At 59.9% G+C, this 15235-nt stretch carries 12 protein-coding genes; 10 read left to right on the top strand and 2 right to left on the bottom strand.

What is annotated here, in order from left to right:
- Positions 1-103 precede the first annotated feature (103 nt).
- Complete coding sequence (locus tag PAF20_RS09995; RefSeq protein ID WP_271070516.1) at positions 104-2398, top strand: glycosyl hydrolase family 28-related protein; 2295 nt, start codon at positions 104-106, stop codon at positions 2396-2398.
- A 39-nt stretch (positions 2399-2437) separates the two neighbouring features.
- Here the strand turns inward: PAF20_RS09995 and PAF20_RS09990 are convergent, their stop codons facing one another.
- Complete coding sequence (locus PAF20_RS09990) at positions 2438-2932, bottom strand: hypothetical protein (protein ID WP_271070515.1); 495 nt, start codon at positions 2930-2932, stop codon at positions 2438-2440.
- Between the two features lie 230 nt (positions 2933-3162).
- On the opposite strand from PAF20_RS09990, the gene acs reads away from it, so the two are divergent.
- From acs to PAF20_RS09955, 7 genes are all read left to right on the top strand, one after another.
- Positions 3163-5118, top strand: coding sequence for an acetate--CoA ligase (acs, locus tag PAF20_RS09985; protein ID WP_271070514.1), 1956 nt, complete (start codon positions 3163-3165; stop codon positions 5116-5118).
- A 323-nt stretch (positions 5119-5441) separates the two neighbouring features.
- Positions 5442-5699 carry a DUF4212 domain-containing protein gene (locus PAF20_RS09980; RefSeq protein WP_271070513.1) on the top strand — a complete coding sequence of 86 codons (258 nt, stop codon included), beginning with the start codon at positions 5442-5444 and terminating at the stop codon, positions 5697-5699.
- A gap of 1 nt (position 5700) precedes the next feature.
- Positions 5701-7512 carry a sodium:solute symporter family protein gene (locus tag PAF20_RS09975; RefSeq protein WP_271070512.1) on the top strand — a complete coding sequence of 604 codons (1812 nt, stop codon included), beginning with the start codon at positions 5701-5703 and terminating at the stop codon, positions 7510-7512.
- A gap of 76 nt (positions 7513-7588) precedes the next feature.
- Entirely contained in the window at positions 7589-9403 is a 1815-nt protein-coding gene (locus PAF20_RS09970) for a DUF294 nucleotidyltransferase-like domain-containing protein (RefSeq protein WP_271070511.1), read from the top strand.
- The gene (locus PAF20_RS09965; RefSeq protein WP_271070510.1) at positions 9400-9909 is read left to right on the top strand and encodes a hypothetical protein; all 510 of its coding nucleotides are present in this window, start codon (positions 9400-9402) and stop codon (positions 9907-9909) included. Before PAF20_RS09970 ends, PAF20_RS09965 begins: the two co-directional genes overlap by 4 nt.
- 21 nt (positions 9910-9930) lie before the next feature.
- Positions 9931-10302 carry a response regulator transcription factor gene (locus tag PAF20_RS09960; protein WP_271070509.1) on the top strand — a complete coding sequence of 124 codons (372 nt, stop codon included), beginning with the start codon at positions 9931-9933 and terminating at the stop codon, positions 10300-10302.
- Positions 10299-12302 (top strand): 3'-5' exonuclease, encoded by a 2004-nt coding sequence (locus PAF20_RS09955; RefSeq protein ID WP_271070508.1) that lies wholly within the window; start codon positions 10299-10301, stop codon positions 12300-12302. Before PAF20_RS09960 ends, PAF20_RS09955 begins: the two co-directional genes overlap by 4 nt.
- Here the strand turns inward: PAF20_RS09955 and PAF20_RS09950 are convergent.
- Positions 12299-13117: a sulfotransferase family protein gene (locus PAF20_RS09950; RefSeq protein WP_271070507.1), complete on the bottom strand. Its 819-nt coding sequence runs from the start codon at positions 13115-13117 to the stop codon at positions 12299-12301. The two genes, PAF20_RS09955 and PAF20_RS09950, sit on opposite strands and share 4 nt — an antisense overlap.
- Positions 13118-13251: 134 nt before the next feature.
- On the opposite strand from PAF20_RS09950, the gene PAF20_RS09945 reads away from it, so the two are divergent.
- Positions 13252-14829, top strand: a complete 1578-nt coding sequence (locus PAF20_RS09945) for a DUF5928 domain-containing protein (protein ID WP_271070506.1) — start codon at positions 13252-13254, stop codon at positions 14827-14829.
- 10 nt (positions 14830-14839) lie between these two features.
- Positions 14840-15226: an HIT domain-containing protein gene (locus PAF20_RS09940; protein ID WP_271070505.1), complete on the top strand. Its 387-nt coding sequence runs from the start codon at positions 14840-14842 to the stop codon at positions 15224-15226.
- Positions 15227-15235: the final 9 nt, after the last annotated feature.

Here is a 15235-nt window from a genome sequence, read left to right as displayed (position 1 = left end):
CACGCGCAACGCCCGCATGGTTAACAGCCCGTAAATAAATCAGCGCGACATTCCCCTGACATTCCGGGCCGCGTCCGGCTGTGAGACAAAGGGGAGATCGCGCATGAATATCGCCATTACCGACGGGGTGAAGCTGACGCCGCCGCCATTTGCTGCGGGGCTTTCCCGCTGGTCGCGGGAATATGGCACGCCGGGCAGCGCAACCTGGGAGAATCAGCCACATGCGGCGATTGTCGCAGCAGATCAGGATTTCGGTTCCTGTGTAGAAATCAACAAGGTTTCGGATGTCACGCGGCTGCGCTTTATGGGGCGCACCCCGATACTGTCGGGTGCGTATCTGAGGGTTTCAGCGCGGATCAAGGCCGTCGCGGGGGCGCGGCCTTCGGTGCGGATCGCAGGATGGGCCGGCGGGAAGGATCGCGGTCATGTGGCGGGCCTGAATGAGGTCGGGCCGACGACGGCGCTGCCCAATTTCGGCACGGTGGTTGAGGTCAGCGCCATCGTCGGCACAGGACATCGCGGTGGTGTCGATATGGCCTGGGGGGCAGAGCCCGACTATGGGCATTTCGGGCTGGATCTGACCGGGCCGAATGGCGGCACGGTACGGATCGAGTCGATCCGTATTGAAGATGTCACCTCGACATTCCTGCGCGACATGATGGATTGGGTTGATGTGCGTGATTTTGGCGCCGTTGGCGATGGCAAGACAGACGATCGCAAGGCATTCATTGCAGCGGACAAGGCTGCCAAGGGTCGCGTGCTGGTGGTCCCCGAGGGTAGCTATCACATTGGCGATGACCTGACGATCAAGTCACCGGTGCGCTTTACCGGCACGCTTGTCATGCCACGTCACGCACGCCTGGCGCTGATGGGTTCGTTCGATTATCCCAGCTATGCGGCGGCGTTCGGTGACGAAACAGAGGCGATGAAGCGGGCGCTTCAGGCGCTGTTTGGTTATACCGATCATTGCGAATTGAACCTTCGTGGACGCCGCGTGGATCTGAAAGAACCTCTGGTGATGACAGAGCTGGCGCCCGGGCTGACCTCTTTCCAGAACAGGCGGCAGATCTGCAACGGGCAGATCAATGTGGTCGATGGGCCGGCCTGGGCGAATAACGTCGTGACCTCAACAGGGACTTATAACCCCGCCAATCGGGTCACACTCAGCAATGTCGCCAATGTCGCAAATATCGAAGTCGGCAGCCATGTCACTGGTCCCGGTGTGGGGCGAGAAATCTATGTAAAATCGAAAAATGTCGGCGCGGGCACCCTGACCCTTTCGCAGCCGCTTTATGGTGGGGCAGGGACGCGCAACTATCGCTTTGAGCGCTTTCGGTATGCCTTCGATTTTCTCGGCATGGAAAGCGCAAGCAATGTCAATTTTGCAGAGCTCGATTTTTCGCTGGGCAATGCGGCAAGCTGCCTGATGCTGCCGGCAGAAGGCAGGATGTTTCAGTTTCGTGACTGTTTTATCACCGGGCTGCGCGATCGGGGGATCACCTCTGCCGGGCGAGGTTGTCAGGATCTGCACGTCGATCGCTGCCATTTTCTGTCGTCCGAAATGCACCTGCCCGCGCAGAGCCGCAAAGCGGTCGCGATCAACATTAACGCCAATGACATCAAGATCCGGGAAAACCGAGTCGTCCGCTTCGGCACCTTTATGGTCGCGGCTGGCGGCGGTCATTTGATCGTCGGTAACCATTGGTTTCAGGGCGACGATACGCAGGTCGGCAAGCGAGTGCCGGGCCTGGTGTTCACCAATGCAAACAACAAGACGGTCGTGACCGGAAACTATATCGACAATTGCCTTATTGAATGGACCAATGAATACGCCGCGAAGCCGAACTTCGCGAATAACTCCTGGTCCTTCGGCGGGCTGTCCATCACGGGAAACCACTTTTTCGTTCATGATGTATTGCCCGATTTCGCTTGGATTTCGATCAAGCCATACGGGTCTGGGCACTATATTCAGGGTCTGACCGTCACAAATAATGTGTTCATTGTCGGGGGCGCTAAAATCAACAGGGTGGAGAAGGTCGATACAACCTTTGCGGACATGAACTATTCGCGGATGCGCAATATCCTGTTTGAGGGGAACACTTTTAACGGTGTGCTCGATTATGTCTCCAACCCCGTGCAGCTTCGCCATAAGCAGGCGACAGCGCAGTCCAGTTGGGTTGTGCCGCTGTCGCGCAAGCTTCCGTTCCTGGGCTGGGCGCGGAATGCCGATTCATTAACAGCCGTTTCACTTATGACCGACAGCAGCGGCAAACGTGTCACAGAAATGCCGTGGGTGCGGGCGCAGCAGGGAGCCAGCAAGGGCAACTTGCATGTCGAGTGGTCGAAGCCGGTGAAGGGCGAGGTTGTCATTCGCGCCCGGATGGATGAGCCGGGCTGACACCTGCTGATTTGCGACAAAGATATGATCCCCGTGCTTCTAGCCGGGGGTCGTTTTCATATCGGCTGGGCGCAGGTTGTAGATTTGTCCGTAATTTACGATCAGCACCGCTGCCTGGGGTTCAAGGCGCCAGAAATTGAAATCCGGCAGATGTATGAAAGCGCGGGCCTTTTGATCGCGCTGCATCCATTTTTGGGCGCGGATCATGTGATTGCTGTCGCTATTCGGCATCCGCCGTCCGACAAATTGCAACTGCAGCCGCGCGTTGCCCATCGCCCCGTCCTTCGATCCGCTGCCTTCGATCAGCATCGCGCCGCGGGGGTTGTTTTCCAGCAACCGGGTCGTCGGTGCGATCTGGCGCAGGAATGCCAATGGTGAGCCGTCGGCATCGCATTGTGCGGATATTCGCGAGATGAATGGGTAGGCACTGGTCTGATCCACCGCCGATAGTACGGCATGGGTCATTTTGCCGATAAGCTCGCGAGCAATCTGGCGGGCCTTTTCATCTGTCTGGCGGAAGGGACTCTGGTTCATGCCGTGGACGGTGCCGCCGATGCTCGATTCCCGCAAGCTCTGGATATCGAAAATGCATGTCAATTTTTTACAAAATTGTAAGCCGTCCGGTCAATAAATTTACAAAATTATCCTTATAACAAAAGACTTTATGGGATGCGTAAAATATGTTTTACTTTGCTTCAGCAGATTGAGGTGAAGCGGTGCTGTGCGCAGTCCGCCCGTCGCCTGAAGTCATTGGGGGAATTGTCATGACCGTTGAAAACGTTGCGAAACATCCGATTCCGGCCGGCTTTGAAGATGCCATTGCAGGGCCAGAGGATTACCGTCGCCTTTATGAAGAATCGGTTTCGGACCCCGAAGGTTTTTGGAGGCGGGAGGGCAAACGACTCGACTGGATTACCGACTATTCGAAGGTCAAGAACACCAATTTCAACTTCGGTGATGTCTCGATCAAGTGGTTTGAGGATGGCGTTCTGAATGCCAGCGTGAACTGCGTTGACCGTCATCTGGAGAAGCGCGGAAACAAGACCGCAATTATATTTGAGCCCGATGACCCTGAAGCCGAAGCCAAGCACATCACCTATCGCGAGTTGAGCGAGAAGGTGAATCGCATGGCGAATGTCCTGCTGAGTCAGGGCGTGATGCGTGGCGATCGTGTGGTCATCTATCTGCCGATGATTCCCGAGGCCGCCTATGCGATGCTGGCCTGTGCGCGGATCGGCGCGATACACTCTATCGTTTTCGCAGGTTTCTCGCCCGATGCACTGGCGAACCGGATCAATGACAGTGGTGCGAAGCTGGTGATAACGGCTGATACCGCGCCGCGTGGAGGTCGGCGGACCGCGCTGAAGTCGAATGCCGATGCGGCGCTGCTGCATTGTTCGGACAAGGTGCGCTGCCTAGTCGTTAAGCATACCGGCGATCAGACGACATGGATCGACGGCCGTGACGTGGACGTTCTGGCGATGATGGAACAGGTCAGCCCCGATTGCCCGCCGCGCCCGATGGGGGCAGAGGATCCGCTGTTCATCCTGTATACCTCTGGCTCAACCGGCAAGCCGAAGGGCGTGGTGCATACGACCGGCGGCTATTTGGCCTATGCCGCGATGACGCATGAATATGTGTTCGACTACAAGGATGGCGATATTTTCTGGTGTACTGCGGATGTCGGCTGGGTCACCGGCCACAGCTATATCGTCTATGGTCCGCTTGCGAATGGTGCGACGACGCTGATGTTCGAAGGCGTGCCCACCTGGCCCGATGCGGGTCGGTTCTGGGCGGTGTGTGAAAAGCACAAGGTCAACCAGTTCTATACCGCGCCCACCGCGATCAGGGCGCTGATGGGGCAGGGCGATGAGTTCGTTGCAAAGCACGACCTGTCCAGCCTGCGTATCCTTGGCACGGTGGGAGAGCCGATCAACCCAGAGGCCTGGAACTGGTACGACAAGAATGTCGGCAAGGGGAAATGCCCGATTGTCGATACCTGGTGGCAGACCGAGACGGGCGGTCACATGATCACTTCTCTGCCGGGCGCAATCGAAGCGAAGCCGGGTTCGGCCACGCTGCCCTTCTTTGGGGTGAAGCCGGTGATCCTCGATGCGGAATCCGCGAAGGTGCAGAAAGGCAATCCGGCAAGCGGCGTGCTTTGCATCGCCGATAGCTGGCCGGGGCAGATGCGCACCGTATGGGGTGATCATCAGCGCTTTATGGAGACCTATTTCCAGCAATATCCGGGCTATTACTTCACCGGGGATGGCTGCACGCGTGATGAGGACGGCTATTACTGGATTACCGGACGTGTGGATGACGTGATCAACGTATCCGGCCACCGCATGGGCACGGCAGAGGTCGAATCCGCGCTTGTCGCACATCCGAAAGTGGCCGAGGCCGCGGTTGTGGGCTTTCCCCATAAGGTCAAGGGGCAGGGCATCTATGCCTATGTCACGCTGATGAACAATGTCGAGCCCAGTGACGAGCTGCGCAAAGAGCTTGAGACATGGGTGCGCACCGAAATCGGCCCGATTGCCAAACCGGACCTGATCCAGTGGGCGCCCGGCCTGCCCAAGACACGCTCTGGCAAGATCATGCGTCGCATTCTGCGTAAGATTGCCGAGAATGATTACGGTGCGCTTGGCGACACCTCCACCCTGGCAGAGCCGGGCGTGGTGGATGAGCTGATCGAGAACCGGATGAACAAGGAATAACAAAGAAGCAGGGCTGGCCGAAAGGCTGGCCCTGTCGCACTGACAACAGGACGACAGAGCCGCAGGGGGAAGCCGGCAAATTGCAGCCATAAGCCTGGACTTCGCTCTGCAAACCCGAAGCCGAAGATAATGAAGCTTGCCGGTGTTCCGGCAGGACGAGGGAGGTTTGTCTGAACGAAGGCCCGTATGGGCCGAAAATTCACGATCACGGTGACGATACTGCGCCCGGGATCATGATCGTCGCCTTTGCCCTGCTGCCGTGCAAGGGCGCGTCAATAACAGGCAGCATACGTCACGACACCCTTTAGGGAGGAACTACGGACATGAGTGACAGAACATCATCAAATGCCTATTGGCAGGCCAACCTGCGAATAATCTGGATCTGCCTGGCCATCTGGGCGCTTGCATCTTATGGCTTCGCGATCATCCTGCGCCCGCTGATCAGCGGCATCAAGGTTGGTGGCACCGATCTGGGCTTCTGGTTCGCGCAGCAGGGATCGATCCTGGTCTTTATCGTGCTGATCTTCACCTATGCCTGGCGAATGAACAAGCTCGACCGCGAACACGGCGTGGAGGAGTAAGATGAGCCAGTATACCCTTAACCTGATTTTCATCGGCCTCAGCTTCGCGCTTTACATCGGAATCGCGATTTATGCCCGTGCCGGTTCGACCAGCGAGTTCTACGCGGCGAACCGTGGTGTCAGCCCGGTCATGAACGGGATGGCCACGGCGGCTGACTGGATGTCGGCGGCCAGCTTTATCTCGATGGCGGGTCTGATCGCTTTTACCGGCTATGACAATTCGACCTATCTGATGGGCTGGACCGGCGGCTATGTGCTGCTGGCGATGCTGCTGGCGCCCTATCTGCGGAAATTCGGCAAGTTCACCGTGCCGGAATTCATCGGCGACCGCTTCTATTCGCGTACTGCGCGGATCATCGGTGTTGTCTGCCTGCTGATCATCTCGATTACTTACGTGATCGGGCAGATGACCGGTGTGGGCGTCACCTTCTCGCGCTATCTGGAGGTCGAGAACTCCACCGGGTTGTGGATCGGTGCGGCGCTTGTGTTCTGCTACGCGGTTCTGGGCGGGATGAAAGGCATCACCTATACGCAGGTGGCGCAGTACATCGTTCTGATCATCGCCTATACGATCCCGGCGATCTTCATTGCGCTGCAACTGACCGGGCATTTCCTGCCGCAGACGGGTCTGTTCGGGACGCTGAGCGGGACGGACACGAAGTTCCTGGCCAAGCTGGATCAGGTCGTGACCGATCTGGGCTTCCGCGAATATACGGCGCACCACACCAGCACGCTGGATATGGCGCTGTTCACGCTGGCGCTGATGATCGGGACCGCCGGTCTGCCCCATGTCATCATCCGTTTCTTCACCGTGCCGAAAGTCGCGGATGCGCGGAAATCGGCGGGCTGGGCCCTTGTCTTCATCGCGCTGCTTTACACCGTTGCCCCGGCTGTCGGTGCGATGTCGCGCTTCAACCTGACCACCACCATGTGGCCGGGCGCGGCAGAGGGAGAGACCTTCAGTCAGCCAGCCGTGTCGCTTGAATCCATCGAAAACGATGAGGATAAGGCATGGATGCGCAATTGGGCGGTCACCGGTCTGCTTGGCTGGGAAGACAAGAATGGCGACGGTCTGATCCAGTACTACAATGACAAGGCCGAACCGTCCGAGGCACTGGCGGCAGCAATTGCCGATCAGAACCTGCAGGGCAACGAGTTGCCGACCGTGAACAATGACATCATGGTTCTGGCCAACCCGGAAATTGCCAACCTGCCGGGATGGGTCATTGCCATTGTGGCGGCCGGCGGTCTGGCGGCCGCACTGTCAACGGCGGCGGGTCTGCTGCTGGCGATATCCGGCGCTGTGTCGCACGACCTTGTGAAGGGCTGGCTGGCACCGGAGATCAGCGAGAAGGGAGAGCTTATGGCCGCCCGTATCGCCATGGCGGTGTCGATCCTGGTCGCGACGCTTCTGGGTCTGAACCCGCCGGGCTTTGCGGCGCAGACGGTGGCGCTTGCCTTTGGCCTTGCTGCAAGCTCGATCTTCCCGGTTCTGATGATGGGCATCTTCTCGACCCGCATCAATCGTCAGGGTGCGATCTGGGGGATGCTGGCCGGTATCCTGTCAACGCTGTTCTATATCTTCACTTATAAGGGCTGGTTCTTCATTGCCGGCACCAACATGCTTGAAGATAATGCGGCGAACTGGCTGTTCGGCATCTCTCCGGCAAGCTTCGGGGTCATTGGCGCGCTGATCAACTTCATCGTGGCCTATGTCGTCTCGAACGCGACGGAAGAGCCGCCGGTCGAGGTGGTCGAACTGGTCGAATCGATCCGCGTTCCGCGCGGCGCGGATGCGGCCATCCATCACTGATCGTGACAATGGTATCCCCGGTGAAAGCCGGGGGTGCCCCACACAGATTATTCACTTTTGACAAAGGGCGTGCGGGATGGACGAGGTCATCAAGTTCATAGCCAGCGTGCATCCTTACGATTCACTTGAAAAAGATGCGCTGATCCGGGTGGCCGACGCATTCGTCGCGACCGATTGGGCAAAGGGTCAGACGGTCTACAGATATGGCGACCGGCTGGACGGGTTGTTCCTGATTGAAGGGGCGAGCGTCGAGATCACGGATCGGAATGACGAACTGGTTTCGATCCTCGGGCGCGGCAACTCCTTCGGGGAACGCGGCCTGCTGGCCGATGGGCTGGCGGCGACCAACGCCACAGTGACCGCGCCGGGCCGGGTCCTGATGTTGCCGGCGGCGGAATTTCGGCGGCTCGTTCGTGAAAGCCCCGCCTTCGCCCGGTTTTTCACGCGCGGCCGGCCTGTTCCCGCACGCGAGACGGCGAATGTCACCACGCTGAAAGTCTCGGACCTGCTGGCGCGGGCGCCGCTGTCGACCGGACCAGAGACGCCGATCCGCGAAGCCGCGCGGATGATGCGAGAGGCAAAAGTATCCTCGCTGGGGGTCGTGGATAGTGACGGGCGGCTTCGGGGTTTGGTGACAATCCGCGACATGTCCAACCGCGTCGTGGCCGAGGGTCGTGACAGTGCCGATCCGGTTTCCGCGATCATGACCGCCGACCCGGTTGTGCTTCCGCCCGATGCACTCGGCTCTGACGTGCTGAACGCCATGATGGAGCGTCGCGTCGGCCATTTGCCGGTGGTCGAGGGCGGGCGCTTCGTCGGCATGATTACCCAGACTGACCTGATGCGGGTGCAGGCGATTTCCGCCCCGGTGCTGATCCGCGATGTGGCGCAGGCCGTTGACGTGGCTGACATGGCAGAGGCGACGGCGAATATCCCCGATCTGCTGGTCAGCCTTGTCGCCGCCAATCAGCGACATGAGGTCGTGACCCGGCTGATTACCGATATCGCCGATGCCGTCACCCGCCGTCTGCTGGCGATGGCAGAGCAACAGCTTGGCCCGCCGCCCGCGCCATACCTTTGGGCGGCCTGCGGCAGTCAGGGCAGGCAGGACCAGACCGGGGTTTCGGATCAGGATAATATCCTGATCCTGTCGGACGGCACAGAGCCCGACGACCCCTATTTCGAAAAGATGGCACGGTTCGTAAGCGACGGGCTGAATACGGCGGGCTATGTCTATTGCCCCGGCGATATGATGGCCACCAATCCGAGATGGCGGCAGCCGCGATCGGTGTGGCGGGACTATTTCCGGGGCTGGATCGAAAAGCCCTCTGCCGAGGCGCAGATGCTGGCCTCCGTCATGTTCGATCTGCGGGCAATTGGGGGCGACGCGTCGTTGCTGGCAGGTTTGCAGGCCGAGACGCTGGCGATGGCGTCGAAAAATTCGATCTTCGTGGCGCATATGATCGCCAACTCGCTGAAACATCGCCCGCCGCTTGGCCTGATCCGGGGCTTTGCGACGGTGCGCTCGGGCGAGCATCAGGGTCATATCGACATGAAGATGAATGGGGTGGTCCCGGTGGCCGATATGGCGCGGGTCTATGCGCTGCAGGGAAGGCTGACGCCGGTGAACACCCGCGCAAGGCTGGAAGCGGCTGAGGATGCCGGCGTGATTTCGGGCGCGGGCGCACGGGATCTGATTGCAGCTTATGATCTGATCCACACCTTGCGGCTGGAAAATCAGGCGGCACTGGTCAAATCGGGCAGGAAGCCGGACAACTATCTGTCGCCGTCGGATCTGCCGGATTTCGAACGCAGCCATCTGCGCGACGCTTTTGTCGTCGTGCGCACCATGCAATCTGCCCTTGGTCAGGGAAAAGGGACCCTATCATGAATGAACTCAGCGGCCTCGGCGCCGATCTTCTTGGAACTTTCGCCGTGGCAATCGGTGCGGCCGCGCTGCTTTACGCGCTTGGCCATGCGATGCGCAGCGCAGGCAGGCCTTTGCCGCGTTGGGTGCTGCCGGTGGGGATCGGGCTGTCGATGATCGGCTATGCGACATGGAACGAATATAGCTGGGCCGGGCGCGTGAAGGACCAGTTGCCGGAACGCGTTCAGGTGATTGCCGAGGGCAGCGTGCAAAGCCCGCTGCGCCCCTGGACCTATATCGTGGCACCGACCGCCCGTCTGGCCCTGATAGACCCCAATGCGGTGCGCGAGGCAGAGGGCGACGCCGGTGCGCAAGTCGTGCCGGTCATGCTTCTGGAACGCTGGAAGCGAAGTGTCACGGTTGAGCAGGGGATCAACTGCGCCACCGGTGAAACACGCCCGCCGGGCGAGGAATGGCGGCAAGCCGTGGCTGGCGACCCGGCATTTGGCGCGGTCTGCACCAGCGGATAAACTGAAAGCGGGAGGCGCATCATGGCCCGGATCATGGTGATCGAGGATGAGGACAATATCGCAACCGCGCTCGATTTCCTGCTGACGCGCGACGGGCATGAACATGACCGGCTGGAAACGGGGGCCGGCGCGGTCGAGGCGTTGCGAAAGGCGCGGCCGGATCTGGTTCTGCTGGATGTCATGCTGCCTGGGGTTTCGGGCTATCAGATCGTGCAGGATTTGCGGGCCGATCCTGAGTTGAGCAAGATGCGTGTGCTGATGATGACCGCGCGGGGGTCGCGGGTCGAGCGCCGCAAGGGGCTGGAACTGGGCGCCGACGGTTTTATCGCCAAGCCGTTTGAGCTGTCAGAATTGCGGGCGGAAATGGCGCGCGTGCTGGAATTGCGGCCATGATGTCCCGGCTGTCGCTGCGGCTGCGGGTCTTTCTGATCTTTGCCGGAATGGCGGCAGCCATTGTGCTGTTGATCGGTGTCGGGCTGTTCCTTGCAGCAGCGACCTTGTTGGGCGCGTCGCCGGATGATCCGGGTGCGGGGCCACCGGGAATGAGCGATGCGCTTGCGCTTGCAGGGCTGGTTGGCGGGCTTGGCTCTTTGCTGCTGATCGCGGGGGTCTGGTATCTGTTCGACACCCATGTCGCCCGCGCCATCGAAAGGCTGGCGGGCGGGCTACTGACAGGCGCCGCGCCGGATGCGGAGGAGGGACGCTATCTGGCCGATCTGGCCCCGGCGGTCAGGGCCGCGTCAGCGGCACAGGCCCGCGCCCGCGACGATCTGGAGCAGGCACTGGAGGCCCATGCAGAGGCGGAGGCCCGCGAAAAGGCGATGCTGGAGAAGATCCTGTCAGATATTGGTGCGGGCGCGATCCTGACCGGACCAGAGGGACATGTGTTGTTCTATAATGCGGCCGCCGTGCAGTTTTTGCCGGGGCTGGCTCTGGACCGCGATCTGGGCCGCTATCTTCGCCCCGGCGGGATTTCGGCGGCGCGTGCGCGGATAGAGGCCGGCGCCGATGCGACGGATGTGGCGCTGATCGGGGTGGATGGCGCGCGGCTGAGCGGGCGCCTGCGCAGGCTGGCCGATGAGGATGGCGGATATGTCCTGATCCTGCGCCCGGCACGGCGCGAAATTGCACCGACACGTGGTCCGATGGAAGCCCTGCGCCGTCATGCCTCGGCCCTGACCCCGCTGCTGGATGATCTGAGCGGACCCTTGCCAGAGCCGCTGACCAAGGTGATCCGGGATGAGGGGCGCGGGCTGACCGCGGCGCTGCATGAGCTGGAAGCAGCCCTGACCCCGCCCGCGCCGCGTCAGCGCCGGGTCGCGGCAGAGGAACTGGCGCGGGGGCTGGCCCTGCCGCTTGGCCAGATAGAGCCGCTGACGCTTGCCGCCGATGGGTGGCAGGTGGGCGGGTTGCTGACCATGCTTGGTGAAAAGCTGGAAGGGTCGGGGCGTGCGCCAACCGCATCTATTGTCAAAAATGGCGAAGAGGCACAGCTTCGGCTGAGCTGGGGCGGTCCGGCTTTGCCGATGGATCAGCTTGACACATGGCTGCAACAGGCGCCCGATCCCGACCACCCTGAACTGGACGGCGCTGCGATACTGGCCGCGCATGGCACGGGTATCTGGCCAGAGGCAGCGCCCGGGCAGGGATGGCTTGTGCTGCCACTGGCGATTTTAGCCATCGCGAGAGAGGCGCGGCCCGCTGTCACCTATGATTTCGCTCTGGCCGGTCAGGGTGCGCCGGATACGCGCCCGCTGAAGGCGCTGACCTGCGTTGTGTTCGATACAGAGACGACGGGTCTTTCACTTTCTGACAGGATCGTGCAAATCGCCGGGTTGCGTATCGCGGGCGGGCGCAAGACGGGCGAACAATTCGAAACTCTGGTCAATCCGGGACGCCCGATCCCGCCCGCTTCGACGAAGATACACGGCGTCACCGATGAGATGGTGGCCGATGCCCCGGATATGAGCGCGGCGCTACGCGGCTTTCACCACTTTGCCGAGGGTGCCGTGCTGATTGCCCATAATGCGCCTTTTGACATGGGCCTGCTGCGCGCAGCCGAAGCGGAAACCGGGCAGCATTTCCCGAACCGCGTGATGGATACGGTCCTGCTGTCTGCAATGATCTGGGGGCAGGCGGCGACCCACAGCCTTGATGCCATATGCGGTCGGTTGGGGATCACCATTCCCGACGGACTGCGCCATACCGCAATGGGCGATGCAGAGGCGACGGCGCAGGCATTTCTGAAAATGCTGCCCGCTTTGGAGGCGAAAGGTATCACCCGGTTCGAGCATGTTCTGGGGCAGGCGCAGAAATACCGGCGTTTGCTAAGTGACGCGAACCTTGCCGAAGCCCATCCCGGAGAGATCAGCGGGCAGGCGCGTAAACCCTAGCGGCCAAGCTTGGCATGCACCTCTTCCAGGTCGACCTCGCCGGTGGGCATCTTGTTGTCCGGGTCGTCGAAATCATAATGGAACAGCTGGAAATCCTTCTTGTAGGCTTCCCAGACAAGGTGGCGCGACAGATCGTCGAAATAGTCGCTGACCTTATGGGCACGTTTCGGCCCATGACCTTCGGATTCGTTAAAGCGCGGCACCGCCTCGACATCGACTTTGACCTGCGTGTCAGCCGAGTCGAGGACGTTCTGCATGCCTTCGTTGAATTTCTCGGTAAAGAAAATCTGGTCGTAGTGACCGCCATTGGCGATGAAGGTCGAGATATGGCCGGACATGGCCGACCAGTGGATGTCAGGCTCCATCGGGCGACGCCAGCGAATGGTGTCACGGGCAAACAGCAGAAAGCGGCGGAAGGATCTGATCTGATCGAAGTCGAAGTTGTCCTCGGGGCTGCCGACTTCGATCCCGTATCGCTGGGTCAGTTGCGGAACAAGGTTGCCACGATAGCGGCGGCCATTGCGCTGAATCCCCGCAATTTTATCGAAAAAGGATGACAGGATGCGTGAATATGGGTTGCGAACACAGGTGAAGGACACACCGCGGCGAGACAGCACCGCATCCTCGATCACCTTCTGGCTGCTGTCGATGCCCCATTTGTGCAACCCTTCACTGGCGTCGTGAATGTCGCCTTCGAAATAGCGGTTGTGATCCGAGAAATACATGATCTGCCCGATGGTCGAACAGGCGCATTTCGGGACGACGCGATAGACCAAGCTTTCGTTTTCGGTCATCCAGACCCCTGGAAACCCCATGCCTATCCCTCTGCATTTAGTGACGGGTTGCGAGACCCGCGAAAATCGTAGAGACAAAAGCAGATTGGCGCAGGGATTTCAACGGCCTCCAACGGAATGCCGTGCCATAAAAATTGACTACTGCACGGAGCCACATGGCCAAGATCGCCTTCATCCTGCTTGCCCACAAGGATCCCGACGGGCTGATCGCGCAGGCAGAGCGGCTGACTGCGACCGGTGACTACGTCGCGATCCACTTTGACGGCAATTCGCCGGCGCAGGCGTATGAACGGATAAAATCGGTGCTGGGTGCAAATCCCAATGTCACCTTTGCAACGCGTCGGCACAAATGCGGCTGGGGGGCGTGGTCGCTTGTCGCCGCCACGCTGGAGGCTTTGCGCGCAGCGGTCAACGCGTTTCCGACTGCCACGCATTTCTATATGCTGTCGGGCGACTGCATGCCGATCAAATCGGCGGAATATGCCCACGCGCTGCTGGATGCAGAGCATGTGGACTATATCGAAAGCTTCGATTTCTTCGCCTCGGACTGGATCAAGACCGGGATGAAAGAGGACCGGCTGATCTATCGCCACTGGTTCAACGAGCGCAGACAGCCGCGGCGTTTCTATCTCAGCTATGAGTTCCAGAAGCGTTTCGCGCTGAGGCGGAAGATACCTGACGATATCCAGATGATGATCGGCAGCCAATGGTGGTGCCTGCGTCGCGAAACGATCGAGAAAGTGCTGAGGTTCTGTAAGCAGCGTCCTGATGTACTACGTTTTTTCTCGACCACGTGGATCCCGGACGAAACCTTTTTTCAGACAGTTGTGCGCCACGTGATTCCGCGCAAGGAAATCCGGTCTCGCACGCTGACGAAGATCATCTTTACCGACTACGGGATGCCGGTGGTTTTCTATAACGATCACTACGACATGCTGCTTCGTCAGGATTTCCTGTTCGCCCGCAAGATCAGCCCCGAAGCGAAGGAGCTGAAGGAAAGGCTGGGCGCGCTGTGGCAGGCAGAAGACCAGCATTTCGCGATTTCGGGCGAGGGGAAGTCCCTTTTCGAATACCTGACCGGACGCGGGCGGATTGGGCAGCGCTTTGCCCCCCGATTCTGGGAAGAAAGGGCGTCGCTTGGGAAGCAAAGCGAATTGCTGATTGTCGTCGCCAAGAAATGGCATGTCGCCAAGCGGCTGACAGCCGCGATCCGGCGCTATACCGACATTCCGGCGGTGGAATACCTGTTCAATGAAACGGATGCGGGCCTTCCCGATCTGGGTGGTATCGGCACGACGGTCGCTAAAAGGGAACGTCATCGCCGCGCTTTGATCCGGCTGCTGATGAATGAGTTCGGCGATGCCCGTCTGGTGATCTGCCTTGATCCTTCGGCTTTCGACCTGATCAGCGATTTTACAAACGACCAGGGGCAGACGCGTGTCCTGCTGATCGAAGCGGAGCTGGACGATGACTATTTGCGCGGGCATATCGGTCGCGTGGGTCTGGCCAACCAGTCGACCCCGCCAGAGGTGGTCAGCCAGCTTGTTCCCGACGTGCGCGACGATCTGCGACAGGAGTTCGACCGCGTGAGAGCGCTCGAATCGGCGGAAGTTTCTGTCATCGGCGCCCATGCAGGTCTGGCGCGGAATGCCCGTGCGGTTGCCGAATTTCTGCGGGTGGACGAGGATAGCGCCAATCTGATCGCATCCACACCACATCTTTTCGACGATTGAGGAGGCTGACATGGCCTATGACTATGACGATGCCAATATCTTCGCCAAAATTCTGCGCGGCGAGATTCCGAATGATACCGTTCTGGAAACAGAGCATACGCTGGCGTTTCGCGACATCCAGCCCAAAGCGCCCAGCCATGTGCTGGTGATCCCGAAGGGCAAATATGTGACTTTCGACGATTTTGCCGAAAATGCGCCTGCCGAGGAAATCATGGACTTCATGCGCGCCGTCGCACAGGTCACGAAGCAAGAGGGACTGTCCACCGGATCGGGCGGGCATGGCTTTCGCGCCATTACCAATGCCGGAAACGATGGCGTGCAGGAAGTGCCGCATTTCCATCTGCATATCCTCGGCGGCCGCGTGATCGGACCGATGGTGATGCAGCTGCGCGATTGATGCGCGGGG

It is taken from the genome of Paracoccus albus, assembly GCF_027913035.1.
Classification (GTDB): Bacteria; Pseudomonadota; Alphaproteobacteria; order Rhodobacterales; family Rhodobacteraceae; genus Paracoccus; species Paracoccus albus.
This window is presented reverse-complemented; position numbering and strand designations above follow the sequence as displayed.